This window comes from Endozoicomonas sp. OPT23 (genome assembly GCF_009653635.1).
Taxonomy (GTDB): Bacteria; Pseudomonadota; Gammaproteobacteria; order Pseudomonadales; family Endozoicomonadaceae; genus Endozoicomonas_A.
The window spans coordinates 650,014-671,215 of the sequence record NZ_PPFD01000003.1; the positions used below are offsets into that span (position 1 = coordinate 650,014).

Consider the following 21,202-nt stretch of genomic DNA (forward strand, 5'->3'; position numbering starts at 1 on the left):
ATCCTTCAGGCTGCGGTTGCCGTTTGCTTATTCAATATTGTGGATAACTTGCTGAATTGAACAACGTAGTCGTGCAATCCCTGGTTCATATTGATCGCCCAGAACTGGCCAGCGAGAGTCAGGTCAATGAAGTTGCCTTTCCTGATTGCAAGGCCGTTGTTTTCCCAGGCCTGAAACAGTGGCTGACAGTGCTCTGAAAAGCTGAAACCAGCCTGATCCATTTTCTTCAGATCGAGATAGCCGAGATCAAATGCTGCCGCTGCGGCATAAAGCGCTTTATAAAGAGAATGTGGACGACTGATGCCCATAATCGGCTTCTGATGTCGCTCGATAGCTTCGCCGTACCCGTCCAGAGTGCGGTTTAACATGATGCCGTGACCGTCTATCTTGCCACCGGCACCAGAGCCGAAACAGAGCATGTCGGCGCCGGATTTCGCCAAATGGTTATAGACATTACGTTCGCGGCTTCCTTTCCCCCAATGGCTAACACTCAGGCGCCGAAAGTGTTGCTGATCAAGGTATTCTACAGCCGCAGAAAACATATCTGATTTTTCAGATATACCTGCAGGCTGTGGCATGGAACCTTTGGCAATACTCTGAGCCATACGGGTATGACCCATCAAGATGAGCTGGTAGAGATCCACACCATCAATGCCGGTCTGCACCATCATCTCCAGATCTTTCATCCAGCTTTCCATAGTTTGATACGGCAAACCGAATATAAGATCGACAACGGTTGCCAGCTGGTCAGTCGCCGTTAGTTTTTCCAATCGATCCAGCAGAAATTCCTGACTGTCGATGCGACTCATCTTTCTTCGAATGAAAGTATCAAAGGTTTGAACACCGAGAGAAACACGGTTAAATCCGGCATCAACAATGGCACTGATTTTTTCGTCAGTGAGACCGTTGAAACGGGATTCGAAGGTTATTTCACAGTCATTTGTCAGCGGTAAGTTCCTGTGGATAACTTCCCCCAGCCTTTGAATCTGTTGGGGTTCAAGATCCGTGGGCGTGCCACCGCCAAAATAAACAGCATGGATAGGAGTGCTCTGGGCATTCTCTGTTTGTGCGGTTCTTTCAATGTCCAGAACCAGTTGATTCACAAAGTTATCCACAAGCTTGGAACGGGTTGTGTTCTGGAAAAAACCACAGTAGGAACACTTGGTTTTACAGAACGGAATATGGAAATAGGCCGCACGTTTTCCTTCACCTTTTCTGCTCATCAGATCATTCCAGACTTGCAGGGACTGATCAGGAGGCACTGATGTATTTCCACCGCCACTATGGGCGCCGGTCTTGCGGTCAAAAGCGTAACGAAGGGGGTCCGGACTGGATCGACCAGTCATTGCTTCGGTAAGACAAACAGACTCTTGCATGAGATAAATACTTACAAATACGAATCAATATCATTTATATTCAGTCACAGTTGATTTTATTTAACATCCTGTTTTAACGCACTTTTCTGCTTCCTTTGATCTCTGTCAATTTTGTCTGTCGATGACATTTCATTCTTATGGATTACTCTAACTACAAATGATAATGATTTGCATTAGAGTTTATATTTGAATAACATCCAGCTCCAGCTAGCATGTCCCAGGGGGAAACGGGCCATGCACCCTCATAGTTCAGGTACTCACAAGGCTTATTGGATGTTTACGAAAAGCAGACTCGCTGTTGCCGTCATGGCGATTTCTTCCGGACTGGTTTATGCAGACCAGCCAGCAGATGAAAATGTAACCTTGCTGGATCAGATCACTGTTTCCGCTACTCGCTCTGAAAAGCAGGTAGGTGACATTGCTGGTACTGTATCCGTTATCAGTGAAGAGCAGATTGAGAATCAGCTTTCAAACAGCGTTGAAGATGTATTGCGCTACGAGCCTGGTGTTACAACAGAAGGCAGTGGACGACTGGGTTTTAAGGGGTTCAATATTCGCGGAATGAGTGGCAACCGCGTAAAGGTATTGCTTGACGGTGTCAGTATGGCAAGCACTTACCAGAGTGGCTCCGAGTTTCTGCGCCCAGAGCAAGATTACGTTGACGTTGATTCCCTTAAGTCTATTGAAATTGTGAAAGGGCCAAGCTCTACACTCTATGGCAGCGATGCTCTGGGTGGTGTCGTTGCCTTTGTCAGCAAAGCTCCAGCGGACTACCTGAAAGATGACCAGAATGATACATACACATCTCTCAAAGGTAGTTACAGCAGTGTAAACAAGGCCTTCACAGAAACAGCAACTCTTGCTAATCGAAACGGCAGTATTGAGAGCTTGCTTGTTTACACAAGAAGAGATGGCAAAGAAACCGAAAATCATAGTGGTGCTGATATTCAGGGTCTGGACAGGGGCACTTCCGAAAGTCTTGATTCCGGCTCTAACAATATACTTGCAGATATTCGCTACAAGACTGATGAACACAATTCTTTTGGCCTGAAAGTCGATTGGCTTGATCAAAAATCTGATTCAGGCCTGGAAGCTACCGTTGATGCCAGGGACCATTCTGATGATTCCCGGATTCGCAGAAGAGTCAGTCTGAATCATATCTGGCAAGGTGAGACCGCTGCCTTTGATTCTGTTGATACAAAACTCACATGGCAGAAATCCAAGAGTAACCAGATTACTTACACCTATGGTTCTGCAAGTCTGGGTGAGCGTGAAAAAGATTACTTCTACGAACAAAAGGGTTATCAGTTCAGCAGCCAGTTCGATAAGAGCATTTCTCTAGCCGGAAGTGATCACCATATTACTTATGGTATTTCTGCCAAAAAAGAAGATCTTGAAAACGATAACAAAACAGCCAGACTGGATACCGGTGAAGTTCTGCCACCGGATGAATTGCATCAGCCTGGTCGATACTCTCCTCTCGCTACAAACAAGTCTTATGGCTTCTTCCTGCAGGATGAAATCGGTCTTGGTCAGTTTACCCTGACTCCAGGTATCAGATATGACAACTACAAGCTGTCACCTAAAACTGACTCCGAATTCCCGACACAGCTTGATGAAAACAAGGGTGATTCAATTACCGCAAAACTTGGAGCCATCTACGACTTGAGTGACAACACCACAGTCTTTGCTCTCTATAGCCAGGGATTCAGGGCACCAACGCTTGATGAAGCTTATTACGCTTACGAAAACATTTTTGTACCGGGAACAAAAACAGGGTACGCCTATCTTGCAAACCCTGATCTGAAGCCGGAAGAGAGTGACTCCTTTGAGCTGGGTGTTCGCTTCAACGGCCAGTTCGGTGTGTTTGAAATCACAGGTTTCCACAACAAATACAAAAACTTCATCGAAGAAGTTGCAATCAGTAACTCCGGTTACTCTTATGGCGCTTACCAAAACCAGAATATTTCCAATGCAGTGATCGAAGGCTTTGAGATTCGTGGCGAGATTTGGGCAGATGAGCTGCTTGGTATGCCAGAAGGAACTTCTATTAACTTTGCAGTTGCCAAATCCCGTGGTGCTAACAAAGATGCCAACAAACCTCTGGAATCAATTGCTCCTGTTTCAGCAGTACTCGGTCTGAACTATGATCACACTTCTGGCCTGTTTGGTGGTGCTCTTAATTTGAAGGCTGCTGGCGGAAAAGGGCAGAGCGATATTGAGAACACCGACAGATTTGAAACTGCCGGATACGGTGTATTTGATCTGACTGGTTATTACAAGCCTGTAAACAGTCTCACTCTGAGAGCGGGCCTCTTTAATATTACTGATAAAGAGTATTGGAAGTGGGAAGACATTCGTGGACTTCAAAAGTCTGGTCGAGGAGCTATCAGCACATCAGCATTTGACCGTTACAGCCAGCCAGGCCGTAACTTCTCTGTCAGCGCCAAGTACGAATTCTGACACTTTCTTTCATAATGCACCCTAGAGCCAGCAGCCAATACTGCTGGCTTTTAGCATCTTTTCTATCCATTAAAAACAAATACGAATTATTATCATTAAGCTTATTGAATAGACTCATTAGTTGAAGTAACCTTGCCTCGTTCACTCATTACTTAACTGAACCATGCCCAGACTTCTGCTGTTTACACTATTGCTCTCTATAACTGCTCATGTAGCAGTGGCTTTCTATGAAGGTGAGCAAACAGTAGAAGTAAAAAACTCTGCGGGCAGTATCAAGGCTCCCGTCAGCCTGACTTTTGCTACAGTTTCAAAACCTGCATCGAAACCGGAGCCAAAGCCAGAACCGGTGAAAAAAGAGGCTCCCAAACCAGAGCCGAAGCCTGTCGTAAAAAAAGTCGAGCCAAAGAAAGACGTTATCAAGCTGGCCAAACCAAAATTTGAGCCCGAGCCTGAAGTAAAAAAGACACCTGAGAAAAAACCGGAAATTAAAACGGAAAAGATTATTAAGAAACGGGAAGAGCCGGTTAAGCCTGAACCAAAAAAGGAACAGCCAGCTGAACCTGAAGTGGTTAAGTCAGTAAAGAAAAAAGTGGAAGTAGAAGGAGTCAGCGACCAACCCGTTTTTGTTGCCCAGCCTTCTATTCGAAAAGCTCCTCTGAAATACCCGCGCATGGCCAAACGACGAAATTATCAGGGCACTGTTCAACTTGAAGTAATCGTCGACAGAAAGGGCTTTCCTATTGGTATCAGGATTCTCGAATCATCCGGTTACAAGCTGCTCGATAAGTCAGCGGTGTCTGCCGTCGAAGAATGGGAATTTGAACCCCAGAAAATCAATGACCGTCTGGTCGTTTCCAGAGTCCACGTTCCCGTGGCCTTTCAGCTAAATTAGTGGAATATCACATGTTACTGGAACACATAGAATCACTGGGCCTGATGGGCTGGCCACTGATCATTGCTTCCTGCTTCAGTATGGCACTGATTCTGGAAAGGCTGATCAGCTTTGCCTTATTACCTTCACTCAGTCGTACGAGCATGAGCGCTGTTCTGGCCGAAGTCAGAGGCTGCTCCCATTGCCGCAACAGTAAAAACAATCTGTGCAAAAACCTTGTAAAAGGCAAAGGCATTCGCAAGGGCATTGCCGTTTTGTTGAGCCATAACGACAGTGGTAAGGAATTAAGAGAAGAGGTAGCCGGCATCTGGCTACTGAAACAGAAGCAGAAGCTGAACACCTGGTTAAAGCCGCTGATGCTGATTGGAATACTGGCTCCTATGCTGGGCCTTCTTGGCACAGTGATTGGATTGATTGATATGTTCCGCGGCATAGCTGAAGTCCAGGGGCCAGTTACGCCTGACGTTCTTGCCGGGGGTCTTTGGACTGCCATGTTCACGACCGCTCTGGGTCTGATGATTGCTATTCCATCTCTGGCTGCTGCCCATGGTTTTGGTATCTGGGCAAATCATTACCTGTCCAAGCTGGAGTTCGCCATGAACCATGCCAACCTTCTTCTGGAAGGTCTGAGTATGAACGACGAAGGCTTTTCAGCAACGGCAGAAGCCGGCACTTTAGAAGAGAGCGGTGCTTCAGAAATGAGTAGCTGCCCGGAAGCTGTAGCAGCATGATCAGAATCAACTCCGACGAAGAAACCAGCGCAGCGTTTCCCGCTGCTGACCTGACGCCACTGCTGGATGTGGTTTTTATTGTCATGGTCTTCCTGCTGTTTACCGCTAACGTCCAGACCTTAAGCCTTCCAGTCAACCTGCCGGAAGCCAGTCGTGAAGAAGCCAGCCTGTCTCAGGAACCAAAAACCCTGACTGTCAGCATTCTTGCTGAAAACCAGCCGTGGGCACTGGAAGAGCAAAAGTTCAATGACTTTGAGAGCCTCAGTAAAGCTCTATTGTTGAAAGTAAAAGAAGCTCCGGAGACCACTGTACTGGTTGCCGGAGACAAAGAAGCACCACTTGGTCGTCTGGTTGAATTGATGGCCTTTTTCAGCAAACACAAAATTACCGCTGCACAAGTCCTTATGGAGGAGAGCACCCAATGAAGAAGTTATTACTGGCTGTTGCTGCCTGCCTGCCCATGACCCTGATGGCAGCGCAAAAAAACGACGCTCGTATTATTTCTGCCGGTAACGGCATTACCGAGATTATTTATACACTGGGTGCCGGTGAACAGGTTATTGCTGTTGATTCCACCAGTAACTTTCCAGACGAAGTAAATAAGTTACCAAAACTGGGTTATCACAAGGCTCTGTCTGCTGAAGGCATTCTGGCTCTACAGCCAGACCTTCTGGTAGGCACCAACGATATGGGGCCTGATACCACGATCACTCAGCTGGAAATGGCCGGGCTGGATATTGCTTCCTACCCGGTAAAAGATTCTGCTGAAAACATTAAGGAGCGTATTACTGCTCTGGCTGATTTACTGGGTCGTGAAGAGCAGGGCAAAGCTCTCTGGAGTTCTATCTCAGCTGACCTGAACAAAGCAAAAGAGATCGCATCCGACAAGAAGAAGCCGAAGGTTATCTTCCTGTTGGCCATGGGCAATCGTTCACCTTCCATTTCCGGCGGTGAAACCGGTGCTAATGCCCTGATCAATATGGCGGGCGGTGTTAACCCTGCAGAGAAACAGTTCACCAGTTACAAGCCTCTTTCAACAGAAGCGCTTCTGGCTATGTCGCCTGATGTTATTCTGTTCTCGGATCGCGGTCGGGGAACCACTGTCGACCAGCTGCTTGATATACAGCCTGCGCTGAAACAGACACCGGCAGGAAAAAACCGTAGAGTTATAAACCTTGATGGACGTCTTCTGTTAGGTGGCCTGGGTCCCAGAACCGGTGAAACCGTTCTTCGCCTGGCAAGAGCGTTTTATAAAACAGAACATTAATATACAGAAGCAGTCTGCCACTGCCTTTAACCTCGCTAATATACTGACAAATGAGACACGAATGACGTCCTCCAGCAAGAGCCCCCGCAGTAAATCAGCTCTGCTATTGATGGCTCTGGCCATTCTATTGCCAACCATCATGCTGCTTTCCATAGGTACCGGACCGGTAGCCATTTCCCCCATGGAGATTCTGCTGATTCTGGCTAACAAGGTTGGTCTGACAAGCAGCGAAGTAGCTATTCAAACCCAACTGATTGTTGAATCCATCAGAATACCTCGAACTCTTTTAGGTGCCATCATCGGTTCATCATTAGCGGTCTCCGGTGCTGCCATGCAGGGGTTATTCAGAAACCCTCTGGCAGACCCAGGCATCATCGGTGTATCCAGTGGTGCAGCTCTGGGCGCCGGAGTGGGGATTGTTCTGGGCAGTATTATTTTCTACGAACAGACCTCGCCACTGTTAGTGAACTATGGTGTCTCATTGCTGGCATTTGTTGGCGGCGTTCTTACAACATGGATCGTCTACAAGGTAGGCACCACCAGCAACGGCACTTCTGTAGCCACCATGCTGCTGGCCGGTGTTGCCATTGGTGCCCTGACCGGCGCAGGTCTTGGTATTCTGACGTATATTGCCGACGACACCACTCTACGCAGTCTGACCTTCTGGCAGATGGGTAGTCTGGGTGGAGCCAACTGGAATTCGGTTATTCTGGCCTTCTCTATTCTGGGCCCTGTTACCTTCTTCCTGTGTCGCTATGGTCAGGTGCTTAACGCCATGCTGTTGGGCGAATCGGAAGCCCGTCATCTTGGTATCAATGTTCAGAGCACCAAGCTGAAGCTTATTCTGGTGACTGCTCTTGCCGTAGGCGTGTCAGTCTCTGTAGCAGGTATCATCGGTTTTGTCGGACTGGTTGTACCGCACCTGATTCGTCTTATGGTCGGCCCTGATCATCGAACTCTTTTACCTGCTTCAGCCATGCTGGGCGCAGTGCTGTTGCTGACTGCAGATATGATATCCAGAACCATCGTAGCTCCTGCTGAACTGCCTATTGGTATTGTTACCTCCCTGATGGGAGCTCCATTCTTTATGTCCCTGCTGTGGCAACAACGCAAGAGGATTGCCTGATGTCAGTAAGCAATCAGTCACTGAACGTTCTCAATGCCAGCGTACATATCGATGGGAAAACTCTACTGGATGACGTCAGTATTCAGGTAAACCCCGGCGAAGTGGTAACAGTGCTGGGCCCTAACGGTGCTGGTAAAAGTACACTGCTGAAAGTCATCAGTGGTGAGCGAAAACCTACTACAGGTGAAGTACTGCTGAATGGCAGAAGCGACTGGCCATTAAGCCAGCAGGCTTTGATGATGGGCGTTCTGCCACAGTCGTCTTCATTGAGCTTTCCATTTACTGTTGAAGAAGTTGTGCTACTTGGTCGTATTCCCTGCACATCGGATCACCAGGAAAATCTGGATATTGTTTCTAAAGCCTTGAAGGAAGTGGATGGTTTTCATCTGAAAGACCGTCAGTACACAACGCTTTCCGGTGGTGAAAAGCAGCGGGTTCATATGGCAAGGGTGCTGTCTCAAATCTGGACAGAGTCCGAACTGGGAAAACGCTATCTGCTACTGGACGAACCGACGTCAGCACTTGACCCGGCTCATCAGCAGTTAACCCTGAAAATGGCTCGAAAGCAGGCAGATCAGGGCATGGGGGTACTGGTTATTCTTCATGACCTGAATCTTGCAGCCCGCTATTCAGACCGTCTTGTCATCCTGAAAGAAGGGGCTATTGCCGCTCAGGGGACACCGGCTGAAGCACTGACCAGAGAGACTGTTGATGCTATCTTTGATATCGATGTCACTATTGCCGAGCATCCGGTTTACCAGTGCCCTCTGGTTATTAACAACTGATTGTTTTAGAGGCTGTTTGATAAGTATCGTCCGTAGCGAGGATTGCAGGAAATTGAGGATAAAAGTGCGGTTTTGAGAGGAGAATAGCTGGCTATTTGACGAACAAAAACACATTTTTAGACCAATTTACTGTGACCGCAGTAGGACAGATACTTTTCAAACAGCCTCTTAGTTCACGCTAAATAAATAACCCCCTGCTTTGAGGCAGAGGGTTATTGGTCTAACAATTCTTTATCTGCAGAATTATCTATTTAGGCAAAACCACTGATCTGCGCACCAATCACAATGACACTGGAAAGTACAAACAGCAGAGCAATAAAGCGCCAGCAGAACTTCGCCCAGTCACCCCAATCAATACGACACACGCCTAGTGTAGCCATCAGGGAAGCAGACGTCGGAACGATGATGTTTGTGAAACCGTCACCCAGCTGAAAAGCCAGAACAGATACCTGACGTGTAACGCCAGCGATGTCTGCCAGAGGTGCCATCAGAGGCATCGTCAGTGCTGCCTGACCAGAGCCTGAAGTCACGAAGAAGTTAAACACAGACTGGAACACGTACATAAACCAGGCTGCCACTACTTCTGGAAGGCCACTGATAGCGCCACCAGCACTGTTCAACAGAGAGTTCAGCACACTTGGGTCACCGGATTTACCGCCACCCAGAATCAGCAACACACCTTTGGCAGCACCTACCAGCAGCGCAGGAGCCAGCATGGTGCCAGCGCCTTCCTTAAAGGCAGCAGCAATGTCGTTCACGGTCATATTATTGAGACGAAATACTACGGCGATCGCACCAGCAACAATACCCATGGTAAAGAACTGGGAAGCAATCTCCGGCAGATACCAGGCATGAACCACAACGCCCCAGACAACCCATGCTGTGGTAGCAGCAACGGTCAACAACACCAGGGTATCACCAAAGTGCCAGCGGGATTCTTTCTGCTCTGTCGCCAGTTCTTTGAAGTGAACATCGCCTTTCTTACTGAAAGACAGTTCAGGGTTCTTTTTCACCTTGCTGGCATAAAGCATGGTAAACACAATGCCAATAATCGTGAAACCAACCCACATGGCGATACGGAAACCAGCTCCAGACAATACAGGAACACCGGCAATACCCTGAGCAACGGCTACGGAGAATGGGTTCATCCAGGAAGCTGCGAAACCAATCTGGGTCGCAACATACGTCACCATCACGGTAGTAATACCGTCATAACCCAGACGCACCATCAGTGGTGCAATGATAATAGCGAAAGCAACGGCTTCCTCACCCATGCCAAAGACTGCACCGCCCAGAGAGAAGAGTGCAAATAGAGCTGGAATAAACAGCGCTTCATTGCCTTTGGTCTTATCGATCAGGCGCAGAATACCGTTGTCGATAGTGCCGGTTCTCATCACAACGCCGAAAGCACCACCAATCACCAGCATAAACATGATAACGCCGATGGCTGAGCCCCACTTACTGCCAGACACCAGACCTTCAAAGACAAAGTTCATCAGGCCAATGCCGCCACCGCTTTCAAACAAGCCTACGGATTTGTAGAGCAGGTTTCCGGCTTCATCGGTTGCGTACTGGAATGAGGTTGGGTCTATAGCTGTTCGGCTTTTCTCAACACCATCCACCATGTAGGTAATGGTCTGGGAATCAAAATAACCCGCAGGAATCAAGTAGGTCAGCAGGACAGCCAGTGCCCCTATGATGAAGATCAACACCAGTGTGTCCGGCATCTGCCAGCGACTGGTCTGTTCTTCCTGATAAACTTCAGCAGTTGTTGAACTCATGAATACTACTTATCAAGACTTAATGTTACGCATAAAAATACCAATATTTTGAATAAAAAGTTAGAAGTAGATTCCGAAGTCACTTAAACAGTTAATCGTTTTGTACAAATAAATTGTTGTTTAATAGATGCATATAAAATGAATCTGTTTATTGGAAGTTGACGTATCTACGACATCGACAACATATAAACATCTGACATAAATGAGGTAGGGACATGTCTTTAACAGAGAAGCAGATCCAGCTGGTTACTGACTCCTGGAGTAAGGTAGCACCGATTTCACAACAGGCTGCCGAGCTTTTTTACAACCGTCTTTTTGAACTGGATCCGGCTCTGCGCCCACTGTTCAAAGGCAATATCAGTGAGCAGGGTGCAAAACTGATGAAGACTCTGGGTGTAGCTGTTGCTTCACTGACCAATCTGGAAGCTTTGGTTCCTGTCCTGAAAACTATGGGTAAGCAGCATGAAGAGTACGGTGTTGAAGCCTCACACTATCAGACAGTCGCAGAAGCTCTGCTGTGGACTCTTGAACAGGGCCTGGGAGATGACTTCACAGAAGAAGTAAAAGAAGCCTGGACTGCCACTTACGTTATTGTGGCTGACACCATGCTGAGTGGTTGTGAAGTACCAGCCTGATTAAAAAGGTTCAGAGACTGATTCTGTCCCTGAACCTTCCTTCCTACTTCTTTTTATCAATCACAATATGCGTCAGTGAGCCATCATTATTAATGGTAAATGCCTTACCAAAACCTACCGTGTACTGGCCATTAAACGGTGTCAGTTTAAACAGATGAAAATCCGACATACTTCTCAACAACTCAACAGTATTGCCAAACGCTTCCTGAAACTGATCCAGCCTAACGTTAAAAGCATCACAGCCTCTTTCAACTTCCTCTGTCGTACAGTTAAAGAAAGCTCTTTCTCTGGCAAACAGGTTTCTGGTTTCAGACTCAGGTACGGCGAACAGAATAGAGCACTTTGGGTTCAACAGAAGGTTAGCCGTGTGGTGTGCCAGTTCACTGATAAAAATATAAAACTCACCTTCTTCACTGCGGATAAAAGGCGTATAGCTGATTTCCGGATGCCCGGATTCTGACAACGTAGAAAGCGACAGGGTTTTATGTGAATCAACCAGCTTCTGACATTCTTTTGCATAACTATCGAGCTGGTTCTGATCCATCGTGTTCTTAACCATTTAGCGACTTAATGTTAATCAATCTCATTTACATCATACCTCAACCATCAGTGTCTGTCCCAGTACTTCTTTGATAACTGATACCACCCGGCGACAGTCCGCTTCTGGCATGCCTGAATAAATCGGCAGGGACAGGCAGTGTTTTGAGGCTGTTTCAGCAGCGAATAACTCACCAACAGTTCTGTATTTCCTATTTCTAAAGGCTGGATGATGCAGGGCTGCTGGATAGTGAACATCTTGAACAATGCCTGCGCTGTTTAATCGATTTTTAAGGTAATCACAGTCGTCTACCTGAATCATATACTGACTGAATATATGCCCGTCTCCGAAAGGTAATAAGAGCTCCTGTCCTGACAAAGCTTCATTGTAGTAGTGAGCAACATTCAGTCTTCGTCGATTATTCTCATCCAGATACTTCAGCAGGAATCTATACTGAGAAGCCTTCCGTTCATCCATGTAATTATTATCATTACCTACCTTATTCTGGCACGAATTCGTTGTATCCGGAGTTCTAGATTGCTGCAGTTTTACTCTGTTTTTATCGCTATTTGTGATCACCAAACCAGCACCAGAACCCCTCAATTCATTCTCCCCTGAACAAAATCTGAAACAGCCAAAATCACCAAAACAGCCTGTCTTAATTCCTGCTATTTCTGCACCCAATGACTGACTACTGTCCTCTATTAGAGTCAGGTTATACGTCTGGCAAAATTCTTGTATCTCCAGAATTCTGGCGGGCAAACCAAACTGATGAACTACCAGAATGGCTTTTGTTTTTTCTGATAGGGCTGCGTTCAAATATTGCGGATTGAGGTTGAACGTCTCAGGTTCAATATCCACAAAAACCGGAGTAGCACCAGCTTCCAGAATTGCTTCAGTGGTAACGATCGAAGCAAAAGGCGTTGTAATGATTTCATCACCAGAGCTTATACCGGCAACAGCTAAAACCATCGCGAGCGAATCATGCTCACCAGAACAGAACTCAGCGTAATCAGCGCCAAGATATTGGGCAGCTTCCTGCTCAAATTGCCTGATCTGCTCAATTTCTTGTTCACTCTTTTGCTCGCAATGACCCGCAGACTCAAAAACCTGCGGGTCAACCATTGGATTCCAGCTCATTGGCAACAACTAAACCTGAATAAGAAAATTCAAGATAGTCTCTTTCCAAAAAACGGACTTAATGGCTGACAGTTGTTACACAAAGCCTGCCCTGATTGAAAATCACAGGTTCAGCACAGGCAGTACCCGTTCAAGGCTAATGGCTTCAGTGGATATGTCTGCGCCCATGGCGATCACTTCTACTCCGGCTTTGACTGCATCCCTCAAAGCTTGTGCGTATACCGGGTCAATTTCTTCAGCTGCAGCGACTCTGTCTATGCCTGTGTGTTGAACACAGAAGAGCAATACAGCTCTGCCACCATTTTCAACAATACTGGTTAGCTCTCTCAAATGTTTAGTGCCACGGCTGGTAACCGCATCAGGAAACAAACCAAGACCATCTCCCATGGCCAGAGTGACGCTTTTCACTTCCACATAGCAGTCCGGCAGCCCTTCCTGCTGAAGCAGAAAATCAATGCGGCTGTTTTCCTCACCGTATTTCACTTCTCGACGGATTTCAGAATATTCTGTCAGGCTCTCTACTCTTTTTTCTCTGAGAGCTTCCTCAACCAATTTATTCGCTCTGCCCGTATTGAGCCCCGCCAGAGTCATTTTTTCTTCACCGTCAAACATAACCGGAATTTCGGCTAACTCCCAAGTGCAAGGGTACTTACGTTTAGGGTTTTCAGAATCCAGAAACCACACTTTTTTACCGGAAAAAAGGCAGTTTTTCATTGAGCCTGTATTGGGGCAGTGGATGGTGATCTGGTTGCCATCTTCCAGTTCAACGTCTGCCATGAAACGCTTGTAGCGAGAAATTAATTTCCCAAATTGCAGATTTTTTTCAAAGTTCATTCTATATTTTCATTAAATCAGTTGTTGATATTCTAAATTTGCATTCTATGATAGCGGCACAGCGGTTTCCTCAGAGAGTTATGACTTGTGTAAAACCACAAATCAAGGCTCGCTTTAGCTGAGTAAACACTTGTCGCCAGAAGCGGGCATCATTTTTTTATGGCAGTGTGCCATTGGTTTTGGTAGTTTCTCCGCTTCTATTAGGAAGGCAAGAGGCATAGGGTTCAGACCATGCGTTGTAAATGACGTTTTTACTGACCCTAGAAGTGTTGACCTCAGCTTTCAGGGAGGCCGGCAATTCCGGCATCGGATGGAAAGCCATGTTGTGCTGTAGGCCATGGCTATTGAAGAGAAGGTGATGGGGCTGTAATCATGTCAGCACAGAAACAAGCCGATCAAAGTAACATGCTTCGTTCATTCACTCCTTACGTGGAGAAAGATGGCGAAGAGTATATGAACGACGACCAGGTCGTGCACTTCACCAACATTCTCAAGCTGTGGAAGCAAGAGTTGATGGAAGAAGTGGACCGTACTGTGAACCACATGCAGGACGAAGCGGCCAATTTCCCGGACCCGGCAGACCGTGCCAGTCAGGAAGAAGAGTTCAGTCTGGAGCTGCGTACACGTGACCGTGAACGTAAGCTGATCCGCAAGATCGACAAGACTCTTACCCGCATCGAAGAAGAAGACTATGGCTTCTGCGACTCCTGCGGTGTAGAAATCGGTATTCGTCGTCTTGAAGCTCGTCCAACTGCAACACTTTGCATTGACTGCAAGACTCTGGCCGAGATCAAGGAAAAGCAACTGGGCAGCTAAATTTTTAGCTATCTGTTGCTGAAAGACCTACGACAAAAGCCGCGACATTTTATGTGCGCGGCTTTGTTGTATCTGGCAGAAACAACCATTCCGCTGATAAAACCATTATCATCAAATGCATCACTCTCCTGTTCTGACAATCAATGACTAATTCTTCCAGCTACATCTCTTCTAGCTACATAGGACGTTTTGCACCTTCTCCATCAGGACCACTTCACTTTGGTTCTCTGGTAGCTGCTCTGGCCAGCTATCTGGATGCTCGAGCAAATAACGGTAAATGGCTGGTTCGAATGGAAGATATTGATCCACCGCGAGAGCAGGCTGGTGCTTCTGACCTGATACTCAAGGCTTTGGAAGTTTATGGCCTGCATTGGGATGAAGACGTTCTCTACCAGAGCAATCGCTCTGAAGCCTATGATCAGGCAATAGAAAAATTACAAAAGAAAGACCTGGTCTACTGCTGCACCTGCACCCGCAAAGAGCTTCGTGGCACCAATGGCGTTTATCCCGGCAACTGTCGTGGACAACATCAGACAGAAAAAGCTCATTCGTTGAGAGTTCACTGCCCGGGTTCAGCTATCTCGTTTAATGATCTTATTCAGGGAACAACCTCATCCAGCCTGAACGATCTTGGTGATTTTATTATTAAGCGCAAGGATGGTCTTTATGCCTACCAGCTGGCTGTCTGTGTGGATGATGCTTTTCAGGGTATAACTCATGTTATTCGTGGTTCTGACCTTCTCTTCGCCACACCCTGGCAGCTCTCGTTGCAAACCATGATGGAAGTGCGTTCTCCGGTTTATGGGCACTTTCCTGTCATAACTCTCGATGATGGCGGAAAGCTCAGCAAGCAGAATCATGCGCCAGCTATTTCACTGGATAACCCCGTTCCAGCATTGATACAGGCTCTGAACGCTTTGGGGCAAAAACCTGAGAAACAGCTGGCAGAAGGTTCAATCAATGACGTCATTGAATGGGGAGTCAAAAACTGGCGACTCAACGCCATTGCTTCACGAATGGAAGTTCCTCTTACATCGCTGTAATAACCCTGTCGCTTTATCCAAACCATAGGGAATGATATACATAGAGTATTAAGTACACAGACATACGAATTCAGAAGCTGTTTGCCCGCCTGCGCCGGGCAAACAGCAATTTAATATCCGATTGCGTGTGTCTACACACTTAACTCTGTAGAGATCGATGTTTCCAGGGAGTGGACATGTCAGTTTTCAGCAAAGTAGTTCTTCACAAAAGTGATCGCAATAAAATTACACCTGCCTTCAAATTCATTTTGATGCTGGCTCTTGTCGCTTATGGACAGAGCAGTGCTGCGATCACACCTGACAAAATAAATCCCATGCCCGATGCGGCTATTGATATCACTGACTCAGAGTTCTGTCAGAGAGCACGCTTTGAGCGCGAAACCGCAGTCAGCAAAGAGCCTGACCTGAAAAAGATCGATGCCGTCAATGCTCAGGATGCTGCACTCTGCTTCACGCCCGATGAAAACCTCTACTTCGTTGCCAATCAGGAAGCTCAGGAAATCCTGGGACCTCACGCCCCCTGGTATGTTCAGATCAGTCAGGAATTCCGTACCCGTGTGAAGGAAGCCTGCAAAATCATGGGTTACAAGAACGACGAAATCAGCCGTGCTTATGACCACTGCATAGAAAACCGTTATGAAGAGCTGATGGGGCCCTACGAAGACAAATACCGTCGTGAGGCCGGTAACTATGTCAGCAAACGCAAACAGGTGGCAGAGAGTCTGGTAGTGCGTTGTGATGCAGCACTTAGCATCAAAAGAAAACGCCTGCCCAGAGACATTAAATTCCCTCTCGCCTACTACGACGAACGCATCAACGCGTTACCAAGCTGGTTTCTAAATGAAAAGCTGGACGATCCCAAATGGATCAGAAAGATGGGCGAACTTAAGGCCAACGAATTGATGAATGAAATTCTTGGTGATGACTGCCCTGGCAATATGGTGTTCTGGGTGACTTACAGTCCTCCTGGCATTTAATACCAAAGAGCTATACCTCACTCCATTAAGTACTCGACAGTTATTTGCCCGCTTTCGGCAGGCAAGTAACTTATGACTTCTGACCACAACCCTACTAGCGATTAATACCCTCAGCTTTGCGGTTTATCGCTACAGTCGGTAACATGGCAGTCCGGCTCAAATTAGTACTGTCGTTACATGTACATTTATCGTCTGGTTCTCTTACTGGTCATCAGCATTTATCTTTTTTCTCCAGCCATTATGGGTTGGTGGATCACCACCGGAAATAACTGGTATCAGCCCTGGATTCTCTGGCTCATCGTTATAGCTGCGGGTTTTGTACTTCAGCCCAGGAGCGAATCCGATGAACTTTGATCTGCAGGACCTGCTGCTGGTCAGTGTCGCCTATCTTTTAGTGTTGTTCTTCTTTGCATGGGCAACAGAAAAGGGCTGGATTCCCAAAAGTGTGGTGCGCCATCCGGCGGTCTATGTTTTGTCCCTCGGAGTCTACGCCAGTAGCTGGGCTTACTATGGCAGCCTTGGTATAGCCAGCGAACACGGCTATGTCTTTCTTGCTTATTACTTTGGTATCAGTGGTGCTTTTCTGCTTGCACCCGTCTTGCTCAGCCCCATATTGCGAATAACCCGAACTTATCAGCTCACTTCTTTAGCCGATGTTTTTGCGTTCAGGTTTCGAAGTCCGTTAGCTGGCACACTCGCCACAGTGCTGATGCTTACGGTCAGCATGCCTCTGCTATCCCTGCAGATTCAGGCCGTCTCAGACAGTATTCACCTGATCAGTAACGAATATTCCCCTAAAACCTTGGCCATCGTTTTCTGCATGATGGTCACCTTGTTCGCCATTCTCTTTGGTACCCGACATATCTCGGCCCGAGATCAACACCAAGGGCTGGTTGTCGCCATGGCGGTGGAGTCTATCGTAAAGCTTCTGGTGATGATGACACTGGGTGGCGTGATTCTGTTTCAGGTATTCAATGGCTTTAGCGGCGTTGAAGAGTGGCTGGCCAACAACAATGAAACTCTAGCCGGAATGCAAACGCCAGTTGAAGACGGTCCCTGGCGAACCATGCTGCTGATGTTCTTCGCCTCTGCCATCGTTATGCCTCATATGTTCCATATGATCTTTGCCGAGAACCGTGGTCGACAATCGTTGAATGTCGCCAGCTGGGGAATGCCGCTGTTTCTGCTGGTGCTTAGTCTGCCAACTCTGTTGATTCTCTGGGCCGGCATCAAGCTGGACACTCCGGTCACTGCGGATTACTTCACCCTGATGATTGGTCATGCGCTGGATATGCCCTGGCTGACCATTGTTTCTTACGTAGGTGGTCTGGCGGCTGCCAGTGGCCTGACCATCGTGACGACGCTGGCACTGTCTTCAATGATTCTGAATCACCTGGTGCTGCCTTACTATCCAGCCCACAGACAGATGGAAATAAACATCTATCGCTGGCTGTCCTGGGTTAAACGACTACTGATTGCCACTCTGATCATGGCTTCCTACGGCTTTTACCGGCTCTGGGAGTCCCAGCACGCACTCTACAATCTCGGCGTTATTGCTTACGTGGGTGCGTTGCAACTACTTCCAGGTGCGCTCTGTGTGCTTTATTGGCCGAAGGCTAATCGCATAGGATTTATTACCGGCCTGATTGCAGGCACCAGTATCTGGCTGGTGACCATGATGTTGCCCCAGATGATTGATATCACCGTTTACAGTCCATCGTTTTCGGATATGTCGTCATACCTTTATCAGCAATGGCATCTGTTTGGCATGATCTCGCTGGCAGTCAACGCCACGCTGATTTACGCAATATCATCCCTGACTAATATGAGCCCTGAAGAAAAAGCAGCGGCATCAGCTTGTCAGGTTGAAAATCCCGGCGGACGAGAACACAAAATCCCGGTAGCCAAATCCGCTTACGACTTCCATGAGATGCTCAGCAAACCTCTGGGCAGCCTGGTTGCACGACAGGAAGTAAGCAGAGCGCTTAAAGACCTGAATATGCGCGAAGATGAAAGCCGTGCACATTCTCTGGTCCGTCTGAGAGATAGGATTGAGAAAAACCTGTCCGGTCTGATGGGGCCAACGGTTGCTCATGAAATTGTTGAGAACTTTCTGCCATGGGATAAGGACAAAGGTTATGTGCCTCAGGATATCCACTTTATGGAATCCAGACTGGAGGCTTATCACAGCCAGCTAAGCGGTCTTGCCGGTGAACTGGATAGTCTGCGTCGTTATCATAGAGATACCTTGAATAACTTGCCGATGGCGCTCTGTTCTGTCGACAGCAACGGTGATGTAATGCTCTGGAATCATGCAATGAAAGAGCTGACCGGCATAACAGCGCAGGATGTGCTGGGCGCACCTCTGGCACAGATACAGGCCCCCTGGAATAAAATCCTCGGGCATTTCTCTACCATTAAAGACCAACACTTGCTCAAACACAGTGTCGAGATAGAAGACAGAAGACGCTACTTCAATCTCCACAAAGCCAACATTGAAGCGCCTGCATCCGGCACCAGTGGTAACACCGTTATGCTGCTGGAAGATCACACTGAAAATCAGGTGATGGAAGATCAGCTGTTTCACAGTGAACGTCTAGCTTCTATTGGCCAGCTGGCGGCTGGTGTGGCCCATGAAATCGGCAACCCGGTGACCGCTATTGATTGCCTTGCCCAGGAGCTGAAAGCTCTTTCTGATGAAGCTGAAACCCGCGAAGTAGCAGGGCAGGTTCTGGACCAGACCAAACGAGTCACCCGCATTGTTCATACGCTGGTGAGCTACGCCCACAATGGCCAGAACCGAACTGATAAAACAACGCTGGGAGCCGTAAACATTGAGGCCTGTGCCCAGGAATCCATAACCCTGTTGCAACTTGGCAGAAAGAGCGACAATATCAGGTTTCTGAATTTGTGTGATTCTGATCACAGTGTGACGGGTGATCAGCAGAAACTTCAGCAGGTCTTTATCAACCTGCTGACCAATGCAGTGGACGCCTCGATAGACAACGCAGCGCGTTCAGGAAGCAGCACAATAACAATAAGAACCTCAGCAACCCCGCATACGGTCAGCGTCGAAGTTGAAGACCAGGGTCACGGTATACCAGCCGTGATTCAGGAGCGCCTGTTTGAACCATTTTTCACCACAAAAGAGGCTGGTAAGGGGACTGGCCTCGGACTGGCACTGACCTGGAATATTGTCGAGGAACACTTCGGCTCCATTCAGATTGTCAGCCCTGTGGATAAAGTGCTGGAGAGAGGCACTCGATTTATCATTTCCCTGCCGCGTTATGAACCGTACAGCCTTGCAAACGAAGAGGCTGAAAAAAAGAGTATCAGGCAGCAGCAAGGTGACGTGACTTACGCGCCCCACGATCAGTGGGAGCAAAAGGGGGAAACCGTATGAGCCGTGGCAATATACTGATCGTCGAAGATGAGGAGATTATCCGTGCTTCCCTTCGTCGATTGCTGACACGCAGCGAATACACTGTCAGCGAGGCCGGTTCTGTGCACGAAGCAGAGCTGTCCTACAACCTGAAAGACTATGACATGATCATCAGTGACCTGCGCTTACCAGGCTCACCGGGCACTGAACTGATTAGCCTTGCAGAAGGCATTCCGGTACTGATCATGACCAGTTACGCCAGCATGAATTCTGCTGTCGATACCATGAAGCTGGGTGCAGTTGATTATATCGCCAAGCCGTTTGATCACGCTGAAATGCTCGATCGCATCAGTGCAATCATGTCACGCAGGCCTGCAGCACCCGATAAAAGCAATACTATCGAGGAATGCCCTGAAAGTGGCTTCAGTGGCATTCTCGGACAGTGTGATGCTATGCGCCTGTTGTTCAAACGCATCAAGAAAGTCGCACCCACCACTGCCACTGTTCTGATTCAAGGCGAATCCGGAACCGGTAAAGAGCTGGTCGCCAAGGCCATTCACGAGAACAGTCGTCGAGCCAATGGCCCGATGATATCGGTAAACTGTGCAGCCATTCCTGAAACCCTGATTGAATCTGAACTGTTCGGTCATGAAAAAGGCTCTTTTACCGGCGCTTCTGCAGCCCGCACAGGTCTGATCGAAGCCGCAAACGGCGGAACTTTGTTTCTGGATGAAATTGGCGAATTGCCACTGGAAGCTCAGGCTCGTCTTTTGCGTGTACTTCAGGAAGGTGAGATTCGTCGCGTAGGCTCAGTCCATTCACTGAAAGTGGATGTACGACTGATTGCCGCAACCCACAGAAACCTTCGTAAGCTTTCTTCTACCGGTGACTTCCGTGAAGACCTTTATTATCGTCTCAAGGTGGTGGAGTTACGAATTCCGGCACTCCGTGAACGCGGTAATGATGTCTTAATGCTGGCTGAAAAACTGCTGGAAAGAATCTGTGAAAAGATGGAGCGGGAAACCTACTCCTACTCACCGGAAGCCATGGCGGCTATTTGCCAGCACCAGTGGCCAGGCAATGTCCGGGAGCTAGAGCACGCCATTGAAAGGGCAGTGATTCTCAGCGACGACGATATCATCATGCCGGAAGGCATGGATCTGGATGTTCAGATCAAAAGCACCATGTTCCGAGTTTCCTCCGCGACAACGGCTGCCGACAATGCTGGCAGCAGCAATCCGGTTGTTGAAAACCAGGACGGCTTATCTCTGGAGGACTACTTCCAGCGTTTTGTTCTTGAGCATCAGGACCAGATGACAGAAACCGAACTGGCGCAAAAACTGGGAATAAGTCGCAAAACGCTTTGGGAACGTCGCCAACGTCTGGGAATTCCACGGAAAAAAGCTTCTGCCTAGC

At 47.8% G+C, this 21,202-nt stretch carries 18 protein-coding genes; 13 read left to right on the top strand and 5 right to left on the bottom strand.

Going from position 1 to position 21,202, the window contains the following annotated elements; all coding sequences use genetic code 11:
• Positions 1-5: 5 nt before the first annotated feature.
• Positions 6-1,376 carry a heme anaerobic degradation radical SAM methyltransferase ChuW/HutW gene (hutW, locus tag EOPP23_RS08780; RefSeq protein ID WP_153765571.1) on the bottom strand — a complete coding sequence of 457 codons (1,371 nt, stop codon included), beginning with the start codon at positions 1,374-1,376 and terminating at the stop codon, positions 6-8.
• A 234-nt stretch (positions 1,377-1,610) separates the two neighbouring features.
• On the opposite strand from hutW, the gene EOPP23_RS08785 reads away from it, so the two are divergent.
• From EOPP23_RS08785 to EOPP23_RS08815, 7 genes are all read left to right on the top strand, one after another.
• Positions 1,611-3,839: a TonB-dependent hemoglobin/transferrin/lactoferrin family receptor gene (locus tag EOPP23_RS08785; protein WP_153765572.1), complete on the top strand. Its 2,229-nt coding sequence runs from the start codon at positions 1,611-1,613 to the stop codon at positions 3,837-3,839.
• 163 nt (positions 3,840-4,002) lie between these two features.
• Positions 4,003-4,731 (top strand): energy transducer TonB, encoded by a 729-nt coding sequence (locus EOPP23_RS08790; protein WP_153765573.1) that lies wholly within the window; start codon positions 4,003-4,005, stop codon positions 4,729-4,731.
• A gap of 11 nt (positions 4,732-4,742) precedes the next feature.
• The gene (locus tag EOPP23_RS08795; protein WP_153765574.1) at positions 4,743-5,462 is read left to right on the top strand and encodes a MotA/TolQ/ExbB proton channel family protein; all 720 of its coding nucleotides are present in this window, start codon (positions 4,743-4,745) and stop codon (positions 5,460-5,462) included.
• A complete protein-coding gene (locus EOPP23_RS08800; RefSeq protein WP_153765575.1) occupies positions 5,459-5,887 on the top strand; it encodes a biopolymer transporter ExbD in 429 nt (142 codons plus the stop codon). Before EOPP23_RS08795 ends, EOPP23_RS08800 begins: the two co-directional genes overlap by 4 nt.
• On the top strand, positions 5,884-6,729 hold the full coding sequence (locus tag EOPP23_RS08805; protein ID WP_153765576.1) for a hemin ABC transporter substrate-binding protein: 846 nt from the start codon (positions 5,884-5,886) through the stop codon (positions 6,727-6,729). The genes EOPP23_RS08800 and EOPP23_RS08805 overlap by 4 nt, the downstream gene beginning before the upstream one ends.
• A 61-nt stretch (positions 6,730-6,790) precedes the next feature.
• A complete protein-coding gene (locus EOPP23_RS08810) occupies positions 6,791-7,855 on the top strand; it encodes an iron ABC transporter permease (RefSeq protein WP_153765577.1) in 1,065 nt (354 codons plus the stop codon).
• The gene (locus tag EOPP23_RS08815; RefSeq protein WP_153765578.1) at positions 7,855-8,640 is read left to right on the top strand and encodes a heme ABC transporter ATP-binding protein; all 786 of its coding nucleotides are present in this window, start codon (positions 7,855-7,857) and stop codon (positions 8,638-8,640) included. Before EOPP23_RS08810 ends, EOPP23_RS08815 begins: the two co-directional genes overlap by 1 nt.
• 251 nt (positions 8,641-8,891) lie before the next feature.
• Here EOPP23_RS08815 and yfcC read toward each other — a convergent pair whose 3' ends face one another.
• Entirely contained in the window at positions 8,892-10,421 is a 1,530-nt protein-coding gene (gene yfcC, locus EOPP23_RS08820) for a putative basic amino acid antiporter YfcC (RefSeq protein ID WP_153765579.1), read from the bottom strand.
• A gap of 215 nt (positions 10,422-10,636) precedes the next feature.
• Between yfcC and EOPP23_RS08825 the strand changes: the two genes are divergently transcribed.
• Positions 10,637-11,056: a globin family protein gene (locus EOPP23_RS08825; RefSeq protein ID WP_153765580.1), complete on the top strand. Its 420-nt coding sequence runs from the start codon at positions 10,637-10,639 to the stop codon at positions 11,054-11,056.
• 43 nt (positions 11,057-11,099) lie between these two features.
• Here EOPP23_RS08825 and EOPP23_RS08830 read toward each other — a convergent pair whose 3' ends face one another.
• The 3 genes from EOPP23_RS08830 to sfsA all read right to left on the bottom strand — a co-directional run bounded on the left by EOPP23_RS08830 (position 11,100) and on the right by sfsA (position 13,568).
• Positions 11,100-11,615 carry a HugZ family protein gene (locus EOPP23_RS08830; RefSeq protein WP_153765581.1) on the bottom strand — a complete coding sequence of 172 codons (516 nt, stop codon included), beginning with the start codon at positions 11,613-11,615 and terminating at the stop codon, positions 11,100-11,102.
• 33 nt (positions 11,616-11,648) lie between these two features.
• Positions 11,649-12,734: a DegT/DnrJ/EryC1/StrS aminotransferase family protein gene (locus EOPP23_RS08835; RefSeq protein ID WP_153765582.1), complete on the bottom strand. Its 1,086-nt coding sequence runs from the start codon at positions 12,732-12,734 to the stop codon at positions 11,649-11,651.
• Positions 12,735-12,836: 102 nt separating this feature from the next.
• A complete protein-coding gene (gene sfsA / locus EOPP23_RS08840) occupies positions 12,837-13,568 on the bottom strand; it encodes a DNA/RNA nuclease SfsA (RefSeq protein WP_153765583.1) in 732 nt (243 codons plus the stop codon).
• A gap of 372 nt (positions 13,569-13,940) precedes the next feature.
• On the opposite strand from sfsA, the gene dksA reads away from it, so the two are divergent.
• The 5 genes from dksA (at position 13,941) to EOPP23_RS08865 (ending at position 21,201) form a co-directional block, all read left to right on the top strand.
• Positions 13,941-14,384 carry an RNA polymerase-binding protein DksA gene (gene dksA / locus EOPP23_RS08845; RefSeq protein WP_153765584.1) on the top strand — a complete coding sequence of 148 codons (444 nt, stop codon included), beginning with the start codon at positions 13,941-13,943 and terminating at the stop codon, positions 14,382-14,384.
• A gap of 143 nt (positions 14,385-14,527) precedes the next feature.
• Entirely contained in the window at positions 14,528-15,427 is a 900-nt protein-coding gene (gene gluQRS, locus EOPP23_RS08850) for a tRNA glutamyl-Q(34) synthetase GluQRS (protein ID WP_153765585.1), read from the top strand.
• Between the two features lie 176 nt (positions 15,428-15,603).
• Positions 15,604-16,404 (top strand): hypothetical protein, encoded by an 801-nt coding sequence (locus EOPP23_RS08855; protein WP_153765586.1) that lies wholly within the window; start codon positions 15,604-15,606, stop codon positions 16,402-16,404.
• Between the two features lie 343 nt (positions 16,405-16,747).
• Complete coding sequence (locus EOPP23_RS08860) at positions 16,748-19,807, top strand: sensor histidine kinase (protein ID WP_153765587.1); 3,060 nt, start codon at positions 16,748-16,750, stop codon at positions 19,805-19,807.
• Positions 19,804-21,201, top strand: a complete 1,398-nt coding sequence (locus EOPP23_RS08865; protein WP_153765588.1) for a sigma-54 dependent transcriptional regulator — start codon at positions 19,804-19,806, stop codon at positions 21,199-21,201. The genes EOPP23_RS08860 and EOPP23_RS08865 overlap by 4 nt, the downstream gene beginning before the upstream one ends.
• The last annotated feature ends 1 nt before the right edge of the window (position 21,202 follow it).